Origin of the sequence: Hymenobacter sp. YC55, assembly GCF_029433095.1 — a bacterium.
GTDB lineage: Bacteria > Bacteroidota > Bacteroidia > Cytophagales > Hymenobacteraceae > Hymenobacter.
The window spans coordinates 63,493-88,220 of sequence record NZ_JARNTX010000009.1; the positions used below are offsets into that span (position 1 = coordinate 63,493).

Below are 24,728 nucleotides of genomic sequence, written 5' to 3' on the forward strand. Positions count from 1 at the left end.
CCCTACTCTACTTGAGCACCAGAGCCTCGCAGTTCGCTGCTTCAACTAAGGTGTCTGCGCAATCGCTACTCCAACCAACTCTCGCTATGGCTCACCCGCAAGAAGATACGCTCATTGCCAAGCAGATCACACCGACGGCCATGCGCCTGCTGGTACTAGACGTGCTCCAACAGCACCCGGCCGCGCTGAGTCTGGCCGACGTGGAGCAGCTGCTGGGCCACGCCGACCGCATTACCGTGCACCGCACCCTGAAAACCTTTACCGATAAAGGACTGGTGCACCGCATTGAGGATGGGAGCGGAGCTGTCAAGTTTGCCTTGTGCGAGCCGGGCTGCACGCCCGAGCAGCACCAAGACCTGCACGTACACTTCTTCTGCACCCGGTGCCGCGAAACCAGCTGCCTGCCTACCGTGGCCGTACCGACCATTCCACTGCCGGGCGCGTTTCAGGTGCAGGAGACCAGTTTAGTGATGAAGGGCCTCTGCGAACGCTGCGCCGTCGCCTCCTGAAACAATGCAATACCATTGCATCGCCCTACGAGTGAAGTTTGCTTGCTCGTAAGGGCGGTGTGTTCCCCGTTCCTGCCTGCTCATGGTTGAATTGCTCACCGGTGCCCTTGTGCTGAGTTTACTCCACGCGCTCATTCCCAACCACTGGGCGCCTGTGCTCGCTATTGCCCGGGCCGAACAGTGGCCGTTGCGGCGGGCGGTGGGGGTGACGCTGGTCGCCGGCATGGCCCACGTGCTGAGCACGGTAGCCCTGGGCGTGGCACTGGGGTGGCTGGGCTGGCGCTTATCGGCCCGCTTCGAGCAAGTGGCGGGATGGGCCGCGCCGCTGCTACTCATTATTGTGGGGCTGCTGTACGCCTTTTCTAGACCTGGTCATACCCACCCGGACCCTCGACCGATAAGCCGCCGAGCGCCGCGTCGGCGGGTGGTACTCGGACTGGCCGCCACCATGTTTCTAGCGCCCTGCCTGGAAATACAAACCTTCTTTTTAGCTGCCGGCACCCACGGCCCCGCCGCGCTGGCCCTGTTGATGAGCCTGTACTTACTGGTTACGGTGGCCGCGATGTGCGCCCTGGTAGCCCTGGCGCACCGCAGTTTGCGAACCCTGAACCTGGAGGGGCTCGCGCAGCACGAACGGCAGCTGACCGGCGCGGTGCTCGTGCTGGTGGGGCTTACGAGCTTCTTCCTGGACTGGTAGCAACTCGCTGCCGGGACTGTCTTCTTTTCTTCCGCTTTACTTTCCTGCTTTATGCCTGATCCTTCATCCAAGAACACCAACGAAGAGCTGAATACTGCCAAGCAGGTGCAGCTCGAAAACGTGGGCGCCCTCAGCCGGGACCAGCTCACGCCCGCGGCCGCAACCGAGCCGCAAGGCCACGACGTGTCCGGCCACGACCATGCCCCGGCAGCGGCTCCCGCTTCGGCTGCCCATGCTGGCCATACCCACGCCGAGGGAGAGGACGACGACCACGACCACGGACCAGCGGGTGCTACTCCCTACCTCTGGCCGGGCGTGAGTCTGGCGCTGCTGCTGGGCGGCATCGCGCTGGACTACTTCGACATAGCCTTTTTCACCGGCCCGGTGCGCCTGATTTGGTATGGCCTCGCCTTCCTGCTGGTGGGCTGGAAAGTGATTCGCTCGGCCATCCAAAGTATTCCCTCGGGCAACATCTTTAACGAGTTCCTGCTCATGAGTATCGCCACGCTCGGCGCCTTTGCCATCGGCGAATACCCGGAGGGCGTGGCCGTGATGCTGTTTTATACGGTGGGCGAACTGTTCCAAGACGCCGCCGTGAACCGGGCCAAGCGCAGCATTCGCGCCCTGCTTGAGATTCAGGCGACCGAAGTCACGGTGGTGCGCAATGGGCAAAGCCTCGTGCTCGACCCCAAGCAGGTACAGCTTGGTGACGTAATGGAGGTCAAGCCGGGCGAGAAAGTAGCCCTGGACGGGACGCTACAAAACGCCGCAGCTTCATTTAATACGGCGGCTCTTACGGGCGAATCGGCTCCGCAGACCAAGCAGCCCGGCGAGGCCGTGCTCGCGGGCATGATCAACTTGGAAACGCTGGCCCGCGTCACGGTTACGGCGGCCTTTGCCGATACCAAGCTCTCCAAGATTCTGACGATGGTGCAGGACGCGGTGGGGCGCAAAGCCAAAACCCAGCAGTTCATTACGCGCTTCGCTAAAATTTACACGCCCATCGTCGTGGGTTTGGCGGTGCTCTTAGTGCTGGTGCCCTACTTCGTGGTAGACGACTACGTGTTCCGAACCTGGCTCTACCGGGCCCTGGTCTTTCTGGTGATTTCCTGCCCCTGCGCGCTGGTCATCAGCATTCCCCTGGGCTATTTCGGGGGTATCGGTGCGGCTTCCAAAGCGGGAATTCTGTTCAAAGGCTCCAACTTTCTGGACGTGCTCCGCGAAATCGACACGGTGGTGATGGATAAAACCGGCACCCTCACTCAAGGCGTGTTTGCCGTCCAGCAGGTACAGCCGGCTCCCGGCACTGAGCCGGCGCAACTGCTGCAACTGGTAGGGGCCTTGGAAACCAAATCCACGCACCCCATTGCCAAAGCGGTGGTGACGCACGTCGGGGCCGCCGTGACAGACGTGCTCGTGGAGGGAGTAGAAGAAATAGCGGGCCACGGTCTGCGCGGTCGGGTAGCGGGAAAAGACGTGCTGGCTGGCAATACCAAGCTGCTCACCAAGTTTGGCGTCGCCTACCCGGCCGAAGTGGATCAGGTAGTAGACAGCATTGTCGTCGCGGCCGTGGATGGCCAGTACGCCGGTTACCTGACCGTCGCGGATGCCCCGAAGGCCGACGCCAAGCAAGCCGTGCGCGAGCTGCGGGCGGATGGCATCACCAAGCTGGTGATGCTATCCGGCGATAAAGACAGCATTACGCAGCGCGTGGCCAAGGAACTCGGTATTGACGAAGCGCACGGCGGACTGCTGCCGGAAGACAAGGCCCACTACGTGCAGCAGTACCTCACGCAAGGGCGCAAACTGGCCTTCGTGGGCGATGGGGTGAATGATGCTCCCGTAGTGGCCCTAGCCGACGTGGGCATTGCTATGGGTGGCCTGGGCTCGGACGCCACTATTGAAACGGCCGACGTGGTCATTCAAACGGATCACCCGAGCAAGATTGCCACCGCCCGCCGCATTGCCCGCGCCACGCACACGGTAGTCTGGCAGAACATCTGGCTGGCCTTCGGAGTGAAAGCCGTGGTGCTGGCCCTGGGCGCTGGGGGCGTGGCCACCATGTGGGAAGCCGTGTTTGCCGACGTGGGGGTGGCGCTGCTGGCTATTCTGAACGCGGTGCGTATCCAACGGATGAAGTTTTAACCTTGCCGTATCTTTTTCCCGTGAACACGCTGCTTCTCCCCGCCCGCCTGCGTCTGCACTATCGCGCCGAACTGCACGCGGCCCGCGCCGCCACGGCCCGCCGCCATTGGCCGGAGGCATTTGCCCACCTGGAGCGCGCCCACGTGTTGGGGCAACGGTGGGCTTGGCCGCATACGCAGGTACACCTGCTCATGCTCGCTCACGGCTGGCGCACCCGCAACTTGCGCGAACTAGCGGGTCAGGTGCCGCGCATTGTGTTCGGGTTTTTACTCTCATTAGTCGGCCGCGTGCCCACGGGCAACACCGGCGGGGCCAACGTGCCGGCTGAGCAGAAAATGCCGGTTCCAGCCGATTTACAGGCCCTACTCAACGACGCCCTATGACACCCGCCGTTCCCCCGTCCTGGACGACTATGCTGGGCTTCTCGCTGCTGCCCGCGGTGGTTATGATTGCCGGGGCGGCCCTAGCCGTCTGGCGCGCCCCCGGCCCGAAGCTGCGCAGTGCCATTTTGCACTTTGCAGCGGGCGTGATTTTCTCGGTGGTGGCCGTAGAGCTGCTGCCCGACATCGTGCAGCACCATGCCCCCTACGAAGTAGCCCTGGGCTTTGGGCTGGGCGTAGCGGCCATGCTCGGGCTGCGCTATTTCACCCAACGGCTGGAAAAACGGGTCGCGTCGGCAGGGACTAGTGCTGCGGCAGCCGCTGACGCACCCGGCCCTGGTCAGGCGCCAGCGGCCCCGCTGCCCTGGGGTCTGTTGGTCGCTATCGGCATCGACATTCTAATCGACGGGCTGCTGCTCGGCATCGGCTTTGCCGCCGGCGCTAAGGAAGGCACCTTGTTAGCCATTGCCCTGACCATCGAGTTGCTCTCGCTGGGCCTGGCCACGGCCGTGGAGCTACGGCAGGATGGCCACGCCAAGGGGCGGATAGTGGTCATTGTGGCCAGCACGTCCCTAATGCTGCTCGTCGGGGCAGGTATTGGCACCACCGTGCTACGAGGGGCCACGGGCAACCTGTTGGAAATTGTGCTTTCCTTTGGCCTGGCCGCCTTGCTGTTTCTGGTCACGGAAGAGTTGCTCACCGAGGCCCACGAAGAAACCGAAACCCCACTGCTCACCCTAGCCTTTTTTATTGGCTTTCTGCTGTTTTTGCTGCTCGGCATGGTTGCTTAGCGGCCAACACAGGCAGTTGCCAGCAAGCGGGTATCATCTTGGCGGGAATTTCTGTTCCTAGTTTAGTACTACCCCTGATACTCAAACATGGATTTCTCGAAAGCTCTTGCCCACTTGCCCGGCGCTCTGTACTTCAGCTTTTGCGTGGGCCTCACTACCTTTCTGGCCCTCTACGTTTACCGCTTCTATCTGCGCCCTTTCTTCCGATGGACCAAGAAAAAGATTTCACCCAACGGATAGACGAGCTGGCCCTAGACTACCTGCACCAAGCGGTAGCCCTGGGGCTCACGCCTACCGATGATGAATTTGTGGGCTGGGTCGATGCTCAGCCCCTGGCCTCGCGGCCGGGACTCTACCGGAAGGGCTGGGCGCACTGTTGGGCGGCGGGTCTGCTCTCCTTTCAGGAATGGGTACTTTTGGCGCGGGGCATGAGCCTAGCCGACTACCTGGTGCAACGACTGTCGGAGAAAGAGTACCTGCGTTGGGTAGAGCTGTTTGCTACCTCAACTCTGGCCCGCCCCAAATAACGTTTTACAATTGCAAAAAGGTGTAAAGGAGTTCGCTGCTAAGCTGCGGAATGTCCCGCCGTTCTGGAAACCCTAATTCAATACTAAAAAAGGCTCTACTGTGCAAGTAGGGCCTTTTTTAGTATTGTGGTGTAGATATATCCCCTATACGCTTATTGTAAGCCAGTAGAGCTATTTGAGATGTTTAGGAATAGGCAACAACTCTCTAAAGGCTTTTATGTTGGAGTGGTTGAAATGCCGGCTATACCACTTTTGGACAAGCAATAAATTAAAGCCAAATAACAGTAGAGTTAAAATAGGCGCTATTGAAAAAGCTAAATCAGGGTTATTATTAATACCTCTCATTGCAGCTATTAGAGCTTTAATACTCCAATCATAACGAAACAATGAGTAAATACCCAATACAAGTAGCACTGCCAATGCGATTAACAAATGATTCACTGAATCCTTCTGCCACTTTTTAACAGCATTCTGAATATACGTTTCCTTATCAGCGTCCTTTTGCTCTTTTTCAATTCTACGCTGTTCGTCTATCCTCTGCTGAGCAATTCTAGCGTCCGCTTCCTCTCTTTGCCTGAGTTCTTCTTTTAGGCGTTCTATTTCCTGCTTATCCTGTTCATTGCTAAAAGGTATTTGTTGCTGAGGGTTGTTAGCTGCTTTGACAAGCATCCCTTGCAATCGGTCTTGTGCCTTTTTGGTAGCCTTTAATCCTTTGGTCAAAGCCTCTACCTGTTGCTCTAGCAATGTCTTTTTATCAACTAGAGCACTATTGTCTTGCAAAGTTGAATTATAATCATCGCTAGTTTTCTTTAGCATATCCTGCTTATTCTTTAGCTCTTTAGCAAGACGTGCCTCCTTCTGGTCTTTCTCCTTCAGTTCTTTACTAATTTGACTTTCGACAAAAACAGTCGCTTTCTCAATATCACCTCCGATTTTCTTGATTTCATCTAGGAATATCTTACTGGCAAGGCTTTTCGTCATAAATGACAAATCATCAATACCAATTGCATTAAAAACCGCAAGTGCTGATTGAGAAACCTCACTTTTAGCATGAGAGCCTGAAAAAACGGGGCTTGCAATGGATGACAAGAATGCCTTTCTATAATCATCGCTTTGAACAGGCAATAATTTGTATAGCTTTTTCAACAAATACGTAGGAGTAAAGAATGCAGGAATGAATAATTCATTACCATTATCTCTACGCCCTGCGTATTTATCGTATGCTATTAGACCAAAATCTAGAGTTAATCCGAAAATTTTACAGTCTTGAAAGTGTGTAGCAGTTTCACCATTCTTATTACGTTCGCAAAGAATTGACTCTCTTAGTTCAACATCATGTTCTATCTGAGGTGTATCCTTATATCTTACTTCACCAAGTTGCTGCTTCTCTATCCTAGCCTCGTTCATCAAGGCATAGTATTTAGAATAATCAGATATTAAATCAACAAAACCCTCAGATTCTTTATCTACCCCTTTAATATCGCCATTATGAATTTCTATTTTTTTGCTTCTTAAAATAAAAGAAGCTTGGTCAAGTATAACAGAAGGGTGTTGCGCACCTTGAGGGTGGGCTAACTGCAATTTATAATACGCTTCTGTGAAGCTATCTAAATTACCGCTTTTCAAAGCAGCTTTAAGTTGATTCTCAGTCAACCTTTGACTGTGAACGAGCCCATTCAATACTGGCCTAAATTGGGTTAATTCTTTAAAGGTACTTCTGAGATAAGTAAGCTTAATTTTAAAGTACTCTTTATTTTCTTCAATAATTTTCAATAAAGAATCAACAGCAGGATTCATTGTATTTTCACGAATCTTTAAAGCTGACAATAGAAAATTAGTATCAACATAAACTTTCCAATCAATTTGTTGGAATGAAGCCAACTCTTGGGCCAGCTCTTTCGACAGACCTAGAGCAAAGAAATGCTCTGCTCTATCAGCTAAGGATTCATAATATGCTAATTCAAGCGCCGAACTGTTCTCAGTCAAGCTCTCTATGTATCTATAAAATACTTTTTTCAGCTTAGGCTGCAGCTTGTCAGATGACAACTTAAAGAGTTGTTGGGTCGTTAAGTTGGCATTTTCACTGCTATTCTTCCCCAGAATAGCAATAGCTGACTTTCCGTAGTAAAAAAAGTTTTCGTGAATATATCCTTTAAACTCCTTGAATATTTTCTGTAATTCATCGTCAGTTAATTCAGTTTCGCTTAAAGACGAAGCCTTTTCGTAAAAACTTTTTCTTAGTTGTTCTTCTTGCTGTTCGCTGGCCTCAATACGTTTTGCATGTGCTTCATTAGCTGCTTCTGTCAACTTATACTTCTCACCAACCAAAACAAGCTGACCATCTTTCATCAACTGATTAACAGCATCTGAAACTTCCTCTACTTCAAGATTAATATCAAACTCTACTTGCGTTAGTTCAATTATATCTTTTAACGAAGCCTCACGCGAACTAGAAATTACATAAATTATATAACTATTGATGGTACTTGGCCGCTGCTCATTATTTAACAAGTCTAAGACCTCAATAATTCTTTCAGTGTTTCGGGTAATCTTCATCTGTTTTGCCAAAGCAGGGAGACAGTTTAGATGTTGTATCAGTTTAGATTTAAAATTACAAAAATTGCCACTCCTAAAAGCTACGGTGAATTTATATCCACTTTACTATTAGTAGGCAAAAAAAGCCCTCTCGGTATATCTAACCAAGAAGGCTTTTCGCGTTATAAAAATCAATAGAAACTATCAGTTGGTTTCAAGAAGTTATGGCAGAATGTAGCTGGCCACTGGTTGCGGGTTAGGGCCGGGCCCTGACTTTGTATCGACTGTCTTTCCGTCAAGTTGAATCGCGCACGTCACGTTAGCGGCTGCATCTCCATCTTTAGGAAACGCGCCTACGCTTACAATATCAGCTGATTTCATGGTCCGCTTGAAAGTGTAGGTTTTGGGCAGCGCTACGTTTTCGTCCGTAATCAGCGTGCCGGTATTGTCACGGTAGATAATGCGGGCCTGGTTGTAGTTTACGGCCGTTACTTGGTAGGTTACCTGGTACTCTTTGGGAGTAGTATTCGGCTGTGGGTCCGAATTTTCCTTGTCGCCGGAACAGCTAGCCGCTAAGAAGGGCAGCAGGAGCAGGGTAAGCAGTTTCTTTCTCATAGTCTAATAGGGGGGAATGGGCAATAATGTATTGGAAAGGTAAGCGTAATGACTAGAGCTTTGGCCCGCGCCGCCTTTTGGGTGGAGTTGGTGTCTCCGCCTTGGGAGTTGGGGGCTGCTGCGCGGGCGGCTGTTGCTGCTGGGAAGTTTGGGCCTTTTGCTGTGCGGCGGCTTGCTCCATTCTCTCGCGCACGGCGGCCGGTAAGTACACCTCAACGCCTACGGCCCCGGCTGCATCGCGGTGTAGCTTTAGCTGCATAGGCACTTGCTGTGGGCCGCCCTGGGGGTTCGGCATCGGGAATGGCAGCTGGTCGGTGCGCTGGCCCTGTAGGAGCTTTTCCATCTGGCCCCTTTTCCATAATTCCTCAACGGGCTTGCCCAACCGGGCCAACTGGTCGGCAGGTACTTCCTGCTCCCGAAAGGCTGGGGTCAGCGCTTGGTTCATATCGAGTTCAGCACTGGCCTTTTTCACATTGGCAAGATGAGCCAATGAGCCTCGGGTAATGCCGGGGTCGGTTTCTACCTGCTTCACCTGCGCTAGTAGATGCTGGCGGAACTCGGGCCACGTCGAGGGCTCCCGCTGCACGTCCTGTGCCCTGGAAACCAAAGCGGCCTCCTGCACCTTAGCCTGCTGCATGTAGTCAGACGTTACATTGAAGTCATGCTTGGTTACGCGCTGCATTACCAGTTCCTCCGAAATCTCACGGCTTCCTATTATAATGGTGCGCAGGGCCTCGGCCTGCTGCATGGCCGGTGAGGTCGCGGGCAAGGGTCGGGCAAGGTCCGGGTGGCGCAATTGCTCAGCCTGGGGGCCTTCGGCGGGTGTAGTGGCCTGGGTAAGCAGTCGGCGTAACGGGGAAAGGTTTTCGTCCGGGTTGAGCCCGTTCTTTCGCAGAATGGCGGCATCCCGGGCCGGGTTGTAGTCCTTTATCTGCTGCTCGGAGATCCGCACGTCATACCCCGCTCGGCGGCCAACCTCAGCCAGCACCACTTGCAAGGTGCGGCCGTTGCCCTCGCGGAAGGGGTGAACATAGTTGTACTGGTCGGCATAGTACGCCAGCCTTTTTACAAACTGGTCCTTATCGAGCCCTCTAAGCTGGTTTTCCTGCTGTAGCTGGTCACCTAGCATATTCAGGCGCGTATCAATCTGCTGGTAGGGCGCAAAGAATAAGCTGCCGTTGGGCAAGTGCTTCTGCCCTTGGAACTGTCCCCAAGCGCGGGTTTCTCCCGCCCATGGATAGATAGTGCCTAGCAGTTCCTTGTGAATCTGTTTCAGGTGGGCCGCGTCAAAGTCGCCGGGAATGGGTTTAATGCCTTCCACTAGCAGTGCCATTCGGCCAAGGTTTCTACCTTCTGCCTCTCGAAGCTCTTGCTGCGCGGTGATGCCTAGCTTATTAATCAATACTTCGTTATTCGGCCGACTGTGCAGAGGGTCTTGAAATAAATCCATCGGGGCTATCAATTCAGCGGTAGTGGCCACAAAGTAAAAAGGGCCTACTGATAACAGTAGGCCCTAGAAGTAGTAGCTATCGGTAGTCGAAAGTATCAAGCAGCATGTGCTGCTTGTCGTTGGTAAATGCTCATGGCAAGGTTGGTCGCCTGCTCTAGCGTAATTTCACCGACAATGTAGCGGTTATATACGGCCTCGGTTTCAGCAGTGACGATGGCACCCTGCGCAATACCCGCTGCAAAGGTCCGCTGCATGATGGCGCGGCGCTGGGCCTCGGTAACTTCCTGGGGTAAGAAGGTTGGCTTTTCCATACCCGAAAAATACGTATTATTTCCTGTAAGGATGGGGCGCATAACTTGGCGGAGGTGCATGGTCGAGGAAGTTTTCATATTCGAGCTAGGTTTGAGGCAAGCGAAGGCACCAGTACGACCACATCAAAATCTACCAACGTTCGGCTTGGATCTTACTATATACGTACAAAGAGTAAGTTTAGGTACGATAAATGTTAATTATCGTACCTAAGTTTGTAGCGGCTTTCAGAAACATACCTGACTATTTTTTGCAATTGCAAAACCCTCTAACAGCATGGCCACCTCTACTCGCTTCCTTCGCCTCGGCCTGCTACTCGTGCTGCTCGGTAGCTGCGGGCTGTCGTTGTTCCTGGCCTGGGGTCCGCTGCAACAACGGCGGGAAAATGCCCGGCTCAAAGCGGAACTGCTGCACCAACAGAAACGGGCTCGGGTGCTCCGGGGTTTAGTCGATACGTTGCAGCACCCTTCACGCCGGGCGGCTCCTGCTCAGCCTCAAACACTCAGTATATAATGCTGGAAGATTTGTTGATTCCTCGGCACCCGGACGACGATTGCCACTACTCCCAAAAGGAACTGCTCAGGCACGCACCAAACATTGTCGAACGAAACCGCTTGGCGCAACTGCTGCGCTGGGGCAATGCTACCTACTGCTACTATCACTACAACCAAGTACAAGTAACGAAAACGGACTACCTGGAATGGCTGGAAGGGCTACCCGAAACAGCGCAAGCAACGATGCGGGCTCTTGGCTTCGAGGAAATGAACGACTCTTTGCCGCTGCGCCGGTACGTGCTGGAAAAAAACGATGTGGGCCTTAGTGCCTTCCTGCGCACGGTGCTTTCTGCGTCTGACTGGCAAGACTACCAGCAAGTCAATTCGGCTGCACTTAATCCGTGGCTTCCGCCCTTAACCTAATGCTAGATATGGAACAAAAGGGAAAGAAAGAGCTGCTGCCGGTGGTCGGGCAATCCATCCCGGAACTGGCCTTAGCTGACCTGTCGGGGAAGGTAGCACCGGACGTGGCCCGTTTCCTGTCGCTGGGTCTGGAAGGCTCAGACAATACCCGCTTGGCGTACTCGAACGACTTGGCCAGCTTTGAGGCCTACTGCTCAACCAACCAGCTCACGGCTTATCCGGCCGCTGTAGCTACGCTGGCCGGGTACGTGGCGCACATGGCCAACCTGCCGCGCAAGCTGGCCACCATCCACCGCCACCTGTCGGCCATTGCCAAGAAGCATCAACTGCTCGGGCTTCCTTCGGCCGTGGGGTCGTCGGCGCTGGAAGTGCTCTTGAAAGGAGTAGCCCGCGCCGTAGGGAAGCGCCAAAAGCAGGCGCCCGCGTTTACGGTGGCGGAATTGAAGCAAGCCATAAGTGCCCTCGATCTGGAATCCGCGGCCGGCGTTCGGGACCGGGCACTTTTACTACTCGGCTTTGCGGGAGCCTTTCGGCGCTCGGAGCTGGTTGCTCTCGACTTGGAGCACATCGAATTGAAAGAGGAGGCTTTAGTACTGCACCTGACCAAAAGCAAAACCAACCAAGCCGGCGAAGTAGAAGACAAAGCCGTTTTCTACGCTTCCAATCCGCTTTTCTGCCCGGTCCGGGCTTTTCAGGCTTGGCAACGGATGCTGGGGCGCACGTCCGGGCCGGTGTTCGTATCGTTGCTGCGCGGCAAAAAAGGGGAGCCGGGTACGCCTTCGACGAAGCGGCTTTCCGATGTGCGGGTAAACCGGCTGGTCAAGCTGCACCTGGGCGAGAAATACTCGGCGCACTCCTTGCGGGCCTCCTTTATTACCACGGCCAAGCTTAATGGCCAATCCAACGAGTTCATCAAGAACCAAACAAAGCAGAAAACCGATGTAATGATTAGCCGCTACTCCCGACTGGATGATGTTATTAAATATAATGCAGCCTACTCACTCGGCCTTTGATGAGGTGAACTCACCAAATCAAGGCCAAACGAAAAACGCCCGGCGGAGCCAGGCGTTTGAGTAAAACAAGCGCAAAAGATATTACGCTGGCTGAATAGCAAACCCCGCATTCTCTACCGCTTTTACCACTTGGTCAGCCGTGAGCTTATCGGAGGTCACCGTTAAAATCTTGTCGGGATTGGCGGTATCTACCTGCCAATTGCCGGCACCCGCTTCCTGATTGAGGGTCGGCGTTACAGCCTTAATGCAGCCGCCGCAATTGATATTGGTTTTGAACTGGAGCGTTTTCATGGAAGTTGAAAGTAAGTGGGCCCATTACGGGCGAGTTCGACATGCTAACAGCCAAAAGTAGGTGCTCGTGCGCCGCACCGGGTACAGAATTGTGCCGGCAACTTGCATGATTTCTACGGCATGGAAACGGCCACCGCCCGTTGGTACCATACCAACGGGCGGTGGCCGTTTCTCTAAAGGCAAGCTAGGCGGTTACCCCTTGGCGGCAGGCCTCCTCACAGCGGCGGCACGCCTCGGCACACTCGCGGCAGTGTTCCATGTGCGCAGCGTGCTGCTCGCATTCGTCGCCGCAGGCCTTGCAGATCTCGGCGCACTCACGCAGCAAATGCGCGGCGTGCTCGGAGCCCCGGGCTACCAAGCGGGCGGTCAACGCGCAGATATCGGCGCAGTCGCGGTCCAAGCTGATGCAGCGGACCATCATTTTAACATCGTCTTCCTGCAGGCAGGCCGTGGCGCAGTGCTCGCAGGCAGCAATACAGGCGTTGAGGGCGGCGAGCAGGCTTTGATTTTGCTGGTGCATAATAAAGAAATCAAGTGAACAAGGGTCGGTTGTCTTTTTCTAATTATACCCCGCTAGGAACTGCTGGTTTTATATCTGACGCGCTCAGGCTTGCATCATTTGGCTGCTCCTCGGTAAGGCGTTGCCGCTTGCGGTAGGTGGACGGCGAGCACTGCGCGGCCCGCCGAAACTGCCCCGAGAAGTGGGCTAAGCTGCTATAGCCTAGTTTCCGGGCAATCAGCCCTACCCCAAGCGCTGACGAGACTAGTAGCTCCTGCGCATAGGCCTGGCGCTGGCGGACTATATAGCCCGCCAGCGTATCGCCTGTGGCCAAGCGGGCGTAAGCTGCGCTTAGTTGAGCAACTGGTAAGCCTAGCTCCAGGGCGACAGCCGCCGGATACGCCCGATGCCGCAAACCGGGCGGCTGGCGCAACAATTGGTGCACCGCCGTCTGCACCCGGCCCAGCAGCGTTTGATGCACGGATTCAAGCAACGCAAACCCGGCTGCCGTGAGCGCCAACCGCAGGCGCGGCCAGTCAATCTGCTCGGCCGCCGCCGCTATCGTCGCGGCCCCTAGCCGCACCTCCAGCACCTGATAACCCAACTGCTCCAACTCCTGCCGTACCACCCGTATACAGCGCGCGCAGACGATGTGCTTGATGTACAGCACAGTAGTAGGCGGAATGGAACAGCGATCAACTGACATACACTTACCGCACGGGGAATAAGGGGTTGTGGTCGCCGGCCGGGGTGAGGGGCTGCGCATCCAATTCTTGCGGGTGCGCGTCCAAGCCGGTTTCCTGGTGAGCGGTGAAGTATTGCGCCAGCGCTTTATCGCCGACCAGCCAGAACACCACGGGTGTGACGATGATATCCAGGAACGTGGACGAGAGCAGGCCGCCTAAAATCACGGTGGCCACCGGGTAGAGGATTTCCTTGCCCGGCGCATCTTTGGCCAGCGTCAACGGAATGAGCGCCAGCGCCGCCACCAGGGCCGTCATCAGTACCGGCACCAGACGCTCCAACGAGCCTCGCACAATCATCTTGGCACCGAACACTTCGCCTTCGTGCTCCACCAGGTGGATGTAGTGGGAAATCATCATAATGCCGTTGCGCGAGGCAATGCCCGTGAGGGTGATAAAGCCCACCAGCGAGGCAATGCTGAAGGTGCCGCCCGTCAGCAGCACGGCCACCACCGAGCCAATTAGCGCCAGCGGAATGTTGAGCATGATCTGGCCCACCATGTAGCTGGACTTGAAGTGCGAGTAGAGGACTAGGAAGATGCCGGCCAGCGAAAACAGGCTCAGCCAGAGAATCTTCTGCGAAGCTGACTGCTGGCTCTCGAACTGGCCGCCGTAGGTGAGGTAGTAGCCGGCCGGCAGCTTCACCTGCTGGCTGATCTTCTGCTGAATCTCTTTCACTGTGGAGCCCAAATCGCGCTCAGCCACGTTCAGCGAGATGGTAATGCGGCGCTGGGTGTTTTCGTGGTTGACCGTGTTAGGTCCCGGCTCATAGATGATGTCGGCCACTTCACTCACCGGAATCATGGCCCCGGAGGGTGTTTCAATTCGCGTCTGTCCGATAGCAGCAATGTCGTTGCGCTGGTTTTCGGGCAGCTTCACAATCAGGTCGAAGCGCTGCTGGCCGTTGAGCATCTGCGAGACGACGGCCCCCTGAAACAGGGTTTCCAAATCGCGCACCACCTCGCCCCGCTCCATGCCGTAGGCTCGCAACGCCTGGTCGCGGGGGCGCACCAGCAGTTGGGGAATCTGCACCTGCTTTTCCACTTGCAGATCCACTACGCCCGGCACCGTGGCCGCCGCGCTGCGAATCTCGCCCGCGTAGCGGCGCAACTCCAATAAATCGTTGCCGAACACCTTGATGGCGACCTGCGCCCGCACGCCCGAGAGCAAGTGGTCGAGGCGGTGCGAGATGGGCTGCCCGATGTTCACGTTCACCCCGGTAATCAAACTCAGCTTCTCGCGCATGTCGGCCAGAATCTCGTCGCGGCTGCGCATCGTTTTGCCTTCTTTTTCCAACTCGTCCTCGGTTTTGAAAGCTACCTCGATTTCCGAGTTGTTGACTGATTCGGCGTGCTCATCGAGTTCGGCGCGGCCGGTACGACGGGCGGTGTAGGCTACCTCCGGTATCTTGAGCATCTGCTGCTCGCCGAGCGTGCCCAGCCGGTTGCTTTCGGTCAGCGACGTACCGGCCGGGGCCGAGAAGTTCACGGTCAGCGAGCCCTCGTTGAAGGGCGGCAAGAACTCGGTACCGAAGAAGGGCACCATGGCCCCCGCCAGCACAAACAGCAGTCCGGTGGTGGCCAGCACCACCTTCGGGTGCTGTAGTCCCCAATCCAATAAATGGGTATCCTTTCGTTTCAGCCAGCGCACCAGCGGGCCGTCGGTTTCCGCGTGGTTGATCTGCTTCATCTTGGGCAGCAGGTAGTAGCAGAGCACCGGCGTCACGGTCAGCGACACGAACAGCGAGGCCACGATGCTGGTGATGTAGGCAATGCCCAAGGGCGCGAAAATGCGGCCTTCCATACCTTCGAGCGCAAACAGGGGCAGGAATACCAGCACCACAATGATGGTGGCGTATACAATGGAATTGCGCACCTCCGACGAGGCGGCGTAGATCACTTGCAGCACGGGCCGGGGCTGGGGCAGGTGCCGGTTTTCCCGTAGTCGCCGGTACACGTTCTCCACGTCCACAATGGCGTCATCGACCAGCTCGCCGATGGCAATAGCTAGGCCGCCCAACGTCATAGTGTTGATGCTGATGCCCGCGAAGCGGAACACCAGGGCCGTGACCAGCAAGGACAAGGGAATGGCCACCAGCGAAATAAAGGTGGTGCGCACGTTGAGTAGGAAGGCAAAAAGCACGATTACTACCAGAATGGCCCCGTCGCGCAAGGCTTCCTCGACGTTGGTAATACTGGACTCAATAAACTCGGACTGCTTGAACAGCCGCGTATTGACTTGCACGTCCTTGGGCAGGGAGGGCTTAAGCTCTACCAGGGCCTTTTCCACGGCTTGGGTCAGGCCCACCGTGGCCGCGCCCGGCTGCTTTTCGATGCTCAGAATGACGGCCGGCTTGCCATTCACGCTGCCGTCGCCGCGCTTGAAGCGGGCCCCAAACTCCACCTTCGCAATGTCGGCCACCCGGATGGGGGACTGCTCACGGTAGCCCACGACGATGTTCTCGATATCGGCCACTGAGCGCAGCCGGCCTAGATTACGAATGAGCACTTCCGAGCCGTTGCGGTCGAAGAAGTTGCCGGTGGTGTTCAGGTTGGATTGGCGCAACGCCTCTTCCACCTGATTTACCGTCAGACCGGTGGCGTTGAGGCGGGGCATGTCCAGCAGCACCTGGTACTGCAGGTTATCGCCGCCAATCGGAATCACTTGGGCCACCCCCGGGATGGAGAGCAACCGCTGGCGCACGGTGTAGTTGGCCAGCGTGCGCAAATCGGCGGCGTTGGTTTGCGCTCCGCCCGAGAGGCCCACGAGCATGATCTGGCCCATCACCGAGGAAATCGGCCCGAGTACTGGGGTAATGCCAGTGGGCAGTTGCTCGCCCACGGTTTGCAGCTTCTCGCTCACAATCTGGCGGGCCGTAAACAGGTCGGTGCCGTAGTCGAACTCCACGAACACCATCCCTAGGCCAATGGCCGAGTTGGAGCGCACGGCCGATACGCCGGTAGCCCCATTCAGGGCCGTTTCCACGGGCAGCGTTACCAGGGCTTCCACTTCTTCGGGGGCCATGCCTGGCGATTCGAGGAACACGGTTACGCGGGGACGGTCCAGGTCGGGCAGCACGTCCACTGGCAACTGGCGGACCGTGTAGGTGCCGGCAATCAAGAGCCCGATGGCAAAGGCCAGCATCAGCAGGCGGTTTTGCAGGGCAAAGCGAATGATCTTATCAAGCATCGTCGGAAAAGAAAAACAGACGGCGGGTTAGCCACGGCCGATCAGGTTCTGGGGGGGTGCCCCGGACGGGGCGGTAGGGGGTAGGGGCTACTTGTGGGCCGAGTTGTGGGTGCTCACGAACTGCCACTGACCCGCCGCGTTTTTGCGCAGCACGCTGCTGGCGACTCCCCGGCGCTTGATGGGCGCCGGCGCGGTCTTCGCCTTCGGATCTTTCTTTAACCCAATGGTATAAGTGTAGCTCTCCGTAGCAAAGGCGTAATTGCCATCCACCGTCACGTCCGCCTTGTAATCAGCATAGGTGAACGAGTTGAACTCCTTAAGTTCCGGCCCCAGGTGGTGGTCCCGGTAGTGGGCGTAGGTACCCTCACGGCTGCCGGATTCCAGCACCACGGAGTTGGGCACAAACAACCGGGTGGTGCCGGTGGTGTCCAGCTTCTGTACCGCCTGCTGGTATTGGTGGAGCACGGCCCGCACGGCGGCTTCATCGGTCGAAAAAGCCACCGGGGCCGCAGCAGTTTGGGCGAGGGTCGGAACCGACCAGGCAGTTAAGGCAAGCGAAGCGAGAGCAGCGAGGAAAGCACGCATAGCAGAGAGAACAGCGAGGGCTACTGGTTGAGGTAGATGGACTTGAGTTGGTAAGTGCCGGTGGTCACGACCCGGTCATTTTCATTGACCTCGCCCTGTAAGAGCACCGTTTGCTCGCCGTTAATGGAGCCCGGCTGCACGTAGCGGATTTTAAAGCGCTCGGGCTGCGTGTGCACAAACACCACAGGCTTGCCGTTCAGGTCAGTCACGGCCGAAGAAGGCACCACGAGTTGCTTTTTTCCCTGGTTGCTTTGCCCCACCACCTGCACGTTCACGGCCTGCCCGGCCCGGTAGGCGGTGCCGGCCTGTGCGTCGAGTTCCAAAATCAGCTGTCGGGCCTGGTTGACGGGATTCACCGCGTTGCTGAACACGACCAGGCGGGCGGGCGCGCCGGGCTGGCCCTGCAGGCCTTCCACCCGAAACTCGGCGCCCGGCGTAATCTTGCCTAAGTCCTGGGCGAACACCTGGGCTTCCACGCGCAGCTTGCCGGGGTTGAGGACCCGAAACAGCTCGTCGCCTTGGTTGACTTGCTGACCCACGGCTAGGTTGAATACATCCACCGTGCCACTGATGGGCGAGGTGATGCGCACGCGGCGCTGCTGGGCTTGCCCGTTGTAGATGCTAGCGTTCTGGCGGGCCTGCCGTAAGCGCAGTTCGGCGGCTACCACGTCTTTGCGGGCGGCAATATCGGCAATGCTTTGCAGGCGGGCGTAATCCTGCTGGGCCGCCCGCAACTCGGCCTGGGCGTTGGCCCGCTCGGTGCTGAGGCCAATCTGCTGGGTCGCGTCGAGCGTTTGCTCGATGACGGCCAGCGTCTGCCCGGCCCGCACGGGCTGCCCCACTCGCGCCGTGAGGCTGACTATACGTCCTGTCTGGGGCACGACGATGCGACCTTCCCCGCCCGCCGCAGCGGACACGGTGCCGTAGAGCGTGGCGCGGCTGTAGGTACTGGAATAAGCGGCTAAGCGGGTACCCACCTGAAAGAGAAACTGGCTTTCTTTGGGCAGCAGCACCTCATCGGTCAGGGCCACGCCGGTATTGGCTTGGGCGGTGCCGCCGTGGTCTTCGCCGCCATGGGCCAGTACGGCGGCCGGTGGGGGCAATAGCACGGCGAGCGTCAGGCCCGCCGCTGCCGTGGCCGCCAGGAGTTTATGCTTGGTTTTCATAGACAACGGGAGTAGGGGTGGAAACACGCAGCGCGGGACGGCGGCGTAGCAGCATGACGGTCAGCACGACGCCCAGGGCAAAGGCACCGACTAAGGCCAACATGGTTTTCCAGGAGGAAAACAGACCGGGCGCGTCGGGCACGGCGGTGGCCGCTACCGGTAGCTTGGCGCCCACCTTGATGCCATCGAGCAGCAGCAGGTCGGCTTTGTCCCCGGCCACGATGTTGAGGGCGAAGCTGTAGGCTTTATTAGCCGGGAATTGGCCTTCTACTAGGTACACGCCCGGCTCTTGCTCCGTGACGGTCCACTTGAGCGCCGCATCTTCCGGGTTGGTTAAGGTCAGCTTGGCCCCTTTGATGGGCGCGTTGGTGGCGTAATCGGACAGGAACAGGCGCAGGTCGGCGGGCTTTCCGCCTTGTAGCGGCTCGTAGCGCAGCAGCACCTCGAACTGTTCAGAGAGGGCGGCCACCGAAAACGTGGTAGCCCCCGCAGGGGCTGCCCCTTGGGCGCCGTCCCCGTGGTCTTCGCCGCCGTGGGCCCAGGCGGGGCAACTTAGCAGCAGCCCGAGCAGTAGCATTAGTAGCTGTTTCATGTTATTCACCCCGCAGGTAATTAAGTTCGACCAACGCCTGCCGGTAATCCCGAATGGTGGTCAGGTAGGTATTTTGAATGGTAAAGGCTTGATTCAGGCTCTGAATCAAAACCAGGTAGCTGATTTCACCGGCCCGAAACAGGCGCTGCGACTGGCTGATAATGGCCCGCGCCTGGGGCACGCCCGTCTGCTCGTAATAGGCCAGCGAGGCGGAAAACTTGCGCGTGTCAGCCAGCGCCTGCTGGTACTGGGTGCCGAGTTCCAGGCGCTGGGTTTGCAGTTGGTAGCCTGCCGCCTGTGAGCGGGCCGTGGCCGCCTGTAGCTGGGAGCGGTAGGTCCAGAACCAGATGGGCACGGATACCCCGAACTGAAAGCGGTACTTGATTGCGGAGTTCTCAAAGGCCTGATTCTGATAGCCCACCGTTAGCGCCGGAGTTCGACGGGCCCGCACGAGGCTGATGCCGGACTGACTCAGTGCCACATTCTGGGTAGCGTAGGCCAGGGCGGGGCTGCGCACGAGGGCGGCACTATCTTCGGCCGGCAGACTGCCGAGCAGCGCCGCCCCGGTTTGCGCTAATTCCGGGCCGCTCCGGCGCAAGTCTGTGCTGGTAGCCAACACAGTCGGGGTACCGAGCAGCAAGCCTAAGCGGCGCTGGGCGGTGCGCAAGTCCTCGGTGGCTTGCTGCAGTTGCACGGCGACCTGCCGGGCCTCGGCGTCGGTACTGATGCGCTGCAGGGACGTGACTTCCCCGGCCGCAAACAGTCGCTCGGTGGCTACCCGCAGGGCCTGATACAAGCTGTCCTGGTAGGCAAGCTGCCGCACCTGCGCTTCCGCGAACTGCAAGCTCAGGTAAGCCAAGCGGGTGTCGCGCAGCACGCTGGCCCGGCTCACCTCGCGGTTGCGCTCGGCCAGCGTGAGGCCAGCCTGGGCTACCTGGCGCTGCCGCCGGTACACGTTGGGCAGGTCAATGGTCTGCACGACGCCCGGGGCCCACATTTCGCCTGTGGGGGCGGAAAACAGAAAGTCGGGGTTGGCCGGGGCAAATGAGCCCCGCTTCAGGGCCCGCTGCTCGCTGATTTCCTGCTCGGCCTGCCGCAGACGGGGGTGGCGCCGCAGGGCCTGCGCTTCGGCGCTGTCAAGTAGCAGAACCGCCGTTTGGGCCCGCGCCGGGCCCGCGAGCAGCACCAGCACGAGCAGCAGCCACCTACCCGGGGCATTTATCTTTAGGTACTTCATACAATCAGGTTAAGTCTTGCCCGAGGGGCTGCCCTGGTTGCCGTAGTGGGCAGCCAAAGGCCAAGCGGGCCCGGCATGCACCAGGCCCGCCCATTCAGTCGTGGCCTAGGTGTTTTTTACCAGCGCCATTCCGCATTTCGGGCAGCTACCAGGCTTGTCACTGGCACTGCCTGCACACTGCATCGGGCAGTTGTAAGCAGCGCCAACGGCTTTGCCGGGCTTGGCTTTGCTGGCGTCCAGCTTCTCAAAGCGGGCACTCAGCGACTGGCCTTTGGCCTTCACGCTCACGATGGCCGTGCGCAGGGAAGTGCCGGCTGGCAGCGTCGCTACCAAATGGTCGCCGCTGGGCGTCAGGGTTGCTGTGCTGCTTTTACCAGCACTCGTCAGCAGCATGACCGTGCCGGTCGTCCCCGTTGGGGCTACCGTGGCTTCCTTGGCATCAAGCAGATAGACGTGCAGGGCGCCAGCCTGTTGGACCAGTTCCAAGTGGTAAGCCCCGGCCGTGCGCACGATCCCCCCGTGCGGGGAGGTGTGGGCGTGATTTTCACCGACGGCCTGATGACCATGGGCGGCCGCGCCGGGCTGGGCACCATGCTGATGCTGGGCGGCAAGCGAGAGGGGCGCGGCCAGCAACGCGGCGGCCAGCAGAAGAGAGGAGAATTTCATAAGAGAGTTGTAGTAAGAAAAAATGGCTAGCCAGTGGGGCTTACATCTTGTCGGCGTTCTGGGCGTGCCAGTCTTTGAACTGCTGGATTTCTTTCTGCTGCTCGGTAATCATCTTCTGCGCCATTTCCTTGAGCTTGGTGTCTTTGCCGTGGGCTAGTTCCGCCTGGGCCATATCCGTGGCGCTCTGGTGGTGCACCATCATCAGCATGTTAAAATTCATGTCCGGGTCGGCCACCGTTTTGGGCATGTTTTTCATCATGCTCTCCATCGACGCCTTCATTTTACTGGTGAAGGGGTCGGCCGGGTCTTGGGGCTTGTAGTTGGTGGGGGCATTGTCAAGGCGAGTAGCGACGGCTTCCAGCTCGGCGATTTCCTTTTGCTGGTCGGCCTTGATTTTCTCGGCCATTGCTCGCATGGTGGCGTCCTTGCCATCGCGCAGCTCGATGTCGGCCATGGCTACGGCACCCCGGTGATGCTCTAGCATGTGATGGGCAAAGTCGTGGTCAGTGTTGCCCTTGGGCTTGGAGGCCTCCATCTTTTGCATCATCTCGTTCATCGACGTCATCAGCGGGGAGGTGCTGGCGGCGCCGGCCGTGTCATGCCCCATGGCCGAGTGGTCCATGCCCGCCATATCGCCAGAGCTGGCCGTTTCGGGGGTGGAGGATTCGGTAGCGGTTGCGGTCGAATCCGTAGTTTTTTCATTGCTGCAGCTAGCTAGCAGCAGGGTACCGGCGCACAGGGCGGTGAGGAAAAAAGCAGGCTTTTTCATGAATGTGGTTGGGAGTAAGGGAAGAAAAGAAGGGATACTAGGCCTTCACGTTGATGGTGAAGTCGCCCGTGTGAATCTTGCCATCGTGGTTGAATTGCAGGAACACGCGGTATAAGCCGGGCTTCTCGAAGTTGGTGTTGAAGCCAATGGAGGGGCCCTTGTCGGCTTGCTCGTTGGGGTGCACGTGCAGGTACTGCTCGGTGTCCTCGCTGATGACCACCACGTGACCGAGCGCCCCGAGATAGTTGTCAAGGTTGGTGACCGGCTGCCCGCCTTTGGTGATGTTGATCTTCATGCCCAGCAGCTGGCCGACGGTCAGCGGCTTGTCGAAGGAAAGGGTCGCCTGGTAGCCGTCCTTATCCCACTGCATGTCGTCGTTCTTGAACTTGACGGGCGTATAGGCCGCACCTTTTACCGTGAGTGGCTGCCGGCCTAGCTGGTGACCGGAACCCGTTGGCGTGTAGTCCTGGAACAGCACGTAGTCGCCGCCTTTGGGGAAGGTGTACTGCACTTTGTAGTCGCCCTGGGCCGTGTACTCGGGGTGCTCGTGGTAGAACTGGCCTAAGTCCTTGCTGACGATGATGAGGTGAATCTTCTTTTCGTGCACCACAGCCAGCGGCACGGGGGCTGACTCGTTGCCCGTTTCGCGGGGGGTGAACGCCAAGGTCGTGGGCTGCCCGGCCGTAACTTCCGTCGGGGTGGGCACCAGCCTCATCTCGTAGGTTTTGCCGTTGGCCACCTTATCGTTGTGTTCGAGCTTCATGCCGCACTTGGGGCACGTTTCCCCTTCCTTGGTGCTGGTAACTTCGGGGTGCATGGGGCAGGCATAGGTATGCCCGCCACTGTGGTCGGCAGTGCCTTCAGCGGGCCCGTTGGTGGGGGTGGTAACGGTGTTAGTGGCGCTGCTTGATTCGGTATTAGACGAGCAGCTAGTAGCAGAGAGCATGCCGGCCAGAGCCAGCAGCGAAAGCGGTATGCGGTACATAAGGAGGAAAAAGGGGGTGAACTAAGCGGCGCTTAGGAAAGCGGCCGGAAACGCGGACGCTCGCTTAGGCCTGCCACTGCTGCCAGAGCATGAAGCCCAGCGCGGCGACCACCACGGCGTAGAGCAGGTAGGAAAGCAGGCGGCGTAGCGGCCCACGCGGGGCGGGAGCGCCGGCCTGCTCGCAACAACTCTTCATGGTTGAAAAAGCAAAGCCAGTAAATGGGAAGGGAGGGGCGACTAGGCGCCGGGCCGACATGCCAAAGCAAAGGCTCGCCCCGGACATAGCGCTGCTATGTCCGGGGCGAGCCTGGAGCACGTCAAGTAATCAGACCGTTAAGGACTGAATGAAAATACGGATGTCCGGAATTTTGGGCGGCAGGTGCTCGCCGGGTACCAGCACCACGGAATTAGTGCGGTCCCACTGGCCGGCAGCCGGCCGAAAATAGAAGTCACTGGCAGCCGGCAGCAGGGCCGGCGCGAGCGTCAGCAGTTGCTTCTCGGCAGGTGGCGTCAGCGACTTGAGAATAGCGGCCGAGTTATCCTTGCAGCAATCCTCTTTGCCCATCGGCTTGGAATCATGCTTGCCATGGGCCCTCTTTTCCTTGGTAGGGTCCTGCTTGGCCATCGCCCGGTTGTGGCCGTGGCAGCCGGGATGTACGGGCTTCTTACCCATCGAGGCCTTCGCAACCGGGGCTGCCAGTACCGGATTCATGGTCGCGCACCAGCACTGGCCGACGAACACGTTGATGAAGACGAGCAGGAAGCTCGTCGCCAGCAGGCGTCGGAAAGGAAACAGGCTACGGAACATGACAGGCGTTAAGCAACTGCAAAATTAGACTTCTGCGCGGAAAGTACAGGACTAATTCTTTACTACTATTCCTACCTAAGAGTTCCAGCAAGGCTTGGTTAGGTAAGACGTGAAAAGGAGTAAAACAGTCTCTATCTGCTCTATAAGCCGGTTTATCTTGCAACCCCCATAGTTAGGCAACTTGTCAGACCACAAAATTATGCAAGTCGTGAGCGCTATTTTATAAACAGGTCGCTTAGTGGTAGAGCATAGGAATTAGGTGTATCCTATCAGCTTTGTATACTTTAACTCCGGTTATGGTCACGCCTGTGTAGTGCAGAGAGGGAGCCTGCAGTCGCAAGCTTAATTTATCGTCAATTTAGAAATACGATTATGATTCGAGGAGATAAAAAAGACAGCGACATTTTGCGGCATTACTGCCAGGTCCTGACGGACAGTATTCAAGCGGCAGGCCGGTCATTCACGCAAGCCAACCTCACTCAACACACGTATCTAGATTTGCTGCGTCGGATCCGGTCTACTCTCGTGGGGGTTATTATACACTTAGAACGATGGCCAGAGATAATCGAGCTGAAGCTTTCTATCTCGTTGGCTTTTCGCACTGCTTCAACCGATGCCCTGACCGGCTTGTATCTGGCAACCTTCCATGAAGATGCTGATGCCTTTCAGCACGAGTTGATGATATTGGACCTGGAATACTTCAAGTACGTCAAGACCATCTTTGAGCATACGGCGCTGGAAATGCCGGATGCCAGTGCCGCAGAGGTAGAGCAGGAAGAACAAACCCGTTGGGCAAAGCTATACCACGACGCGGAGCACTTGCTGCGCGGTCCTGGCAGCAAGCAACTCAAAAGCCCGGAGATGCTACGAGAAGCGCGGCACCAGCCATTGTTTCATGCCCCTGGAGGCCATACCCGGCCGTTATCTGAAAAAGATATGTTCAACCAAATAAAGGCGCATCCGGGTACACGGCATTTAGCCCGCCTTTACATCGTACAACGCCATTTATCACAGCAACACCATTACGCTCCGGCAAACCGTGATTTCATACAATTGCCCCCAGCTGTAGACTGCCGCTACTGGTTTGAGGCTCTAGTATATTTGATTGAGGTAAGCGGTATGCTGATGGCCTTACTAGAAGTACAACAACCTATCCGGCAAGAACTAGGAGAGAATCAAGCTTCTCTGCTCGCCCTTCTCGCGGATCGCGTTGAGTGACACTGACTGGGAGTAGCTAACACTAACAATCATTTCTCAAGCAGTTAGATACAGGTTAAAGACGACCATATTTAGCCTAAGCTGACCATACA

At 57.2% G+C, this 24,728-nt stretch carries 28 protein-coding genes; 11 read left to right on the forward strand and 17 right to left on the reverse strand.

All coding sequences use genetic code 11. The annotated features are described in order from the left end of the window. The first annotated feature begins 86 nt into the window (after window positions 1-86). The 7 genes from P1X16_RS29205 (at window position 87) to P1X16_RS29235 (ending at window position 5,049) form a co-directional block, all read left to right on the forward strand. Window positions 87-509 carry a transcriptional repressor gene (locus tag P1X16_RS29205; protein WP_089334255.1) on the forward strand — a complete coding sequence of 141 codons (423 nt, stop codon included), beginning with the start codon at window positions 87-89 and terminating at the stop codon, window positions 507-509. A gap of 82 nt (window positions 510-591) precedes the next feature. Further along, the gene (locus P1X16_RS29210) at window positions 592-1,206 is read left to right on the forward strand and encodes a hypothetical protein (RefSeq protein ID WP_089334256.1); all 615 of its coding nucleotides are present in this window, start codon (window positions 592-594) and stop codon (window positions 1,204-1,206) included. A gap of 51 nt (window positions 1,207-1,257) precedes the next feature. Continuing rightward, the gene (locus P1X16_RS29215; RefSeq protein ID WP_277236336.1) at window positions 1,258-3,351 is read left to right on the forward strand and encodes a heavy metal translocating P-type ATPase; all 2,094 of its coding nucleotides are present in this window, start codon (window positions 1,258-1,260) and stop codon (window positions 3,349-3,351) included. Window positions 3,352-3,353: 2 nt separating this feature from the next. Beyond that, window positions 3,354-3,734: a DUF3703 domain-containing protein gene (locus tag P1X16_RS29220; RefSeq protein ID WP_277236338.1), complete on the forward strand. Its 381-nt coding sequence runs from the start codon at window positions 3,354-3,356 to the stop codon at window positions 3,732-3,734. Continuing rightward, window positions 3,731-4,522: a transporter gene (locus P1X16_RS29225; RefSeq protein ID WP_245855405.1), complete on the forward strand. Its 792-nt coding sequence runs from the start codon at window positions 3,731-3,733 to the stop codon at window positions 4,520-4,522. Before P1X16_RS29220 ends, P1X16_RS29225 begins: the two co-directional genes overlap by 4 nt. A gap of 87 nt (window positions 4,523-4,609) precedes the next feature. Beyond that, window positions 4,610-4,762, forward strand: coding sequence for a hypothetical protein (locus P1X16_RS29230; protein ID WP_179225602.1), 153 nt, complete (start codon window positions 4,610-4,612; stop codon window positions 4,760-4,762). Then, entirely contained in the window at window positions 4,729-5,049 is a 321-nt protein-coding gene (locus P1X16_RS29235) for a hypothetical protein (protein ID WP_089334259.1), read from the forward strand. Before P1X16_RS29230 ends, P1X16_RS29235 begins: the two co-directional genes overlap by 34 nt. 171 nt (window positions 5,050-5,220) lie before the next feature. Here the strand turns inward: P1X16_RS29235 and P1X16_RS29240 are convergent, their stop codons facing one another. The 4 genes from P1X16_RS29240 to P1X16_RS29255 all read right to left on the reverse strand — a co-directional run bounded on the left by P1X16_RS29240 (window position 5,221) and on the right by P1X16_RS29255 (window position 10,038). Then, the gene (locus P1X16_RS29240) at window positions 5,221-7,605 is read right to left on the reverse strand and encodes a hypothetical protein (RefSeq protein WP_089334260.1); all 2,385 of its coding nucleotides are present in this window, start codon (window positions 7,603-7,605) and stop codon (window positions 5,221-5,223) included. Window positions 7,606-7,806: 201 nt separating this feature from the next. Further along, a complete protein-coding gene (locus tag P1X16_RS29245) occupies window positions 7,807-8,199 on the reverse strand; it encodes a hypothetical protein (RefSeq protein WP_089334261.1) in 393 nt (130 codons plus the stop codon). Between the two features lie 52 nt (window positions 8,200-8,251). Further along, the gene (locus tag P1X16_RS29250) at window positions 8,252-9,679 is read right to left on the reverse strand and encodes a Fic family protein (RefSeq protein WP_277236342.1); all 1,428 of its coding nucleotides are present in this window, start codon (window positions 9,677-9,679) and stop codon (window positions 8,252-8,254) included. A 65-nt stretch (window positions 9,680-9,744) separates the two neighbouring features. After that, window positions 9,745-10,038 (reverse strand): antitoxin VbhA family protein, encoded by a 294-nt coding sequence (locus P1X16_RS29255; RefSeq protein WP_143437242.1) that lies wholly within the window; start codon window positions 10,036-10,038, stop codon window positions 9,745-9,747. A gap of 196 nt (window positions 10,039-10,234) precedes the next feature. Here P1X16_RS29255 and P1X16_RS29260 point away from each other — a divergent pair, with 196 nt between their 5' ends. The 3 genes from P1X16_RS29260 to P1X16_RS29270 are packed head-to-tail and all read left to right on the forward strand — an operon-like array spanning window position 10,235 to window position 11,888. Continuing rightward, the gene (locus P1X16_RS29260) at window positions 10,235-10,471 is read left to right on the forward strand and encodes a hypothetical protein (protein WP_089334264.1); all 237 of its coding nucleotides are present in this window, start codon (window positions 10,235-10,237) and stop codon (window positions 10,469-10,471) included. Then, entirely contained in the window at window positions 10,471-10,875 is a 405-nt protein-coding gene (locus P1X16_RS29265) for a hypothetical protein (protein ID WP_089334265.1), read from the forward strand. Before P1X16_RS29260 ends, P1X16_RS29265 begins: the two co-directional genes overlap by 1 nt. An 8-nt stretch (window positions 10,876-10,883) precedes the next feature. Then, window positions 10,884-11,888 carry a tyrosine-type recombinase/integrase gene (locus P1X16_RS29270; RefSeq protein WP_089334288.1) on the forward strand — a complete coding sequence of 335 codons (1,005 nt, stop codon included), beginning with the start codon at window positions 10,884-10,886 and terminating at the stop codon, window positions 11,886-11,888. Between the two features lie 81 nt (window positions 11,889-11,969). Here the strand turns inward: P1X16_RS29270 and P1X16_RS29275 are convergent, their stop codons facing one another. The 13 genes from P1X16_RS29275 to P1X16_RS29335 all read right to left on the reverse strand — a co-directional run bounded on the left by P1X16_RS29275 (window position 11,970) and on the right by P1X16_RS29335 (window position 23,418). Continuing rightward, window positions 11,970-12,179 carry a heavy-metal-associated domain-containing protein gene (locus tag P1X16_RS29275; protein ID WP_089334266.1) on the reverse strand — a complete coding sequence of 70 codons (210 nt, stop codon included), beginning with the start codon at window positions 12,177-12,179 and terminating at the stop codon, window positions 11,970-11,972. A 184-nt stretch (window positions 12,180-12,363) separates the two neighbouring features. Then, entirely contained in the window at window positions 12,364-12,699 is a 336-nt protein-coding gene (locus P1X16_RS29280; RefSeq protein ID WP_089334267.1) for a four-helix bundle copper-binding protein, read from the reverse strand. Window positions 12,700-12,742: 43 nt separating this feature from the next. Beyond that, entirely contained in the window at window positions 12,743-13,384 is a 642-nt protein-coding gene (locus tag P1X16_RS29285; protein WP_143437243.1) for an AraC family transcriptional regulator, read from the reverse strand. Window positions 13,385-13,388: 4 nt separating this feature from the next. Continuing rightward, window positions 13,389-16,610 carry an efflux RND transporter permease subunit gene (locus tag P1X16_RS29290; protein ID WP_089334269.1) on the reverse strand — a complete coding sequence of 1,074 codons (3,222 nt, stop codon included), beginning with the start codon at window positions 16,608-16,610 and terminating at the stop codon, window positions 13,389-13,391. Between the two features lie 87 nt (window positions 16,611-16,697). Next, window positions 16,698-17,195: a nuclear transport factor 2 family protein gene (locus P1X16_RS29295; protein ID WP_089334270.1), complete on the reverse strand. Its 498-nt coding sequence runs from the start codon at window positions 17,193-17,195 to the stop codon at window positions 16,698-16,700. Between the two features lie 20 nt (window positions 17,196-17,215). Further along, window positions 17,216-18,361 (reverse strand): efflux RND transporter periplasmic adaptor subunit, encoded by a 1,146-nt coding sequence (locus P1X16_RS29300; RefSeq protein ID WP_089334271.1) that lies wholly within the window; start codon window positions 18,359-18,361, stop codon window positions 17,216-17,218. Further along, entirely contained in the window at window positions 18,345-18,953 is a 609-nt protein-coding gene (locus P1X16_RS29305) for a hypothetical protein (RefSeq protein WP_089334272.1), read from the reverse strand. The genes P1X16_RS29300 and P1X16_RS29305 overlap by 17 nt, the downstream gene beginning before the upstream one ends. Before the next feature lies 1 nt (window position 18,954). Beyond that, complete coding sequence (locus tag P1X16_RS29310; protein WP_089334273.1) at window positions 18,955-20,190, reverse strand: TolC family protein; 1,236 nt, start codon at window positions 20,188-20,190, stop codon at window positions 18,955-18,957. Window positions 20,191-20,295: 105 nt separating this feature from the next. Next, on the reverse strand, window positions 20,296-20,856 hold the full coding sequence (locus tag P1X16_RS29315) for a heavy metal-binding domain-containing protein (protein WP_089334274.1): 561 nt from the start codon (window positions 20,854-20,856) through the stop codon (window positions 20,296-20,298). 40 nt (window positions 20,857-20,896) lie between these two features. Beyond that, window positions 20,897-21,625 (reverse strand): DUF305 domain-containing protein, encoded by a 729-nt coding sequence (locus P1X16_RS29320; RefSeq protein WP_089334275.1) that lies wholly within the window; start codon window positions 21,623-21,625, stop codon window positions 20,897-20,899. A gap of 37 nt (window positions 21,626-21,662) precedes the next feature. Next, window positions 21,663-22,610, reverse strand: coding sequence for a heavy metal-binding domain-containing protein (locus tag P1X16_RS29325; RefSeq protein ID WP_089334276.1), 948 nt, complete (start codon window positions 22,608-22,610; stop codon window positions 21,663-21,665). A gap of 64 nt (window positions 22,611-22,674) precedes the next feature. Next, a complete protein-coding gene (locus P1X16_RS29330) occupies window positions 22,675-22,806 on the reverse strand; it encodes a hypothetical protein (protein ID WP_262490744.1) in 132 nt (43 codons plus the stop codon). Window positions 22,807-22,935: 129 nt separating this feature from the next. Then, a complete protein-coding gene (locus tag P1X16_RS29335) occupies window positions 22,936-23,418 on the reverse strand; it encodes a hypothetical protein (protein ID WP_089334278.1) in 483 nt (160 codons plus the stop codon). 372 nt (window positions 23,419-23,790) lie between these two features. Here P1X16_RS29335 and P1X16_RS29340 point away from each other — a divergent pair, with 372 nt between their 5' ends. Further along, the gene (locus tag P1X16_RS29340) at window positions 23,791-24,636 is read left to right on the forward strand and encodes a hypothetical protein (protein ID WP_089334279.1); all 846 of its coding nucleotides are present in this window, start codon (window positions 23,791-23,793) and stop codon (window positions 24,634-24,636) included. Window positions 24,637-24,728: the final 92 nt, after the last annotated feature.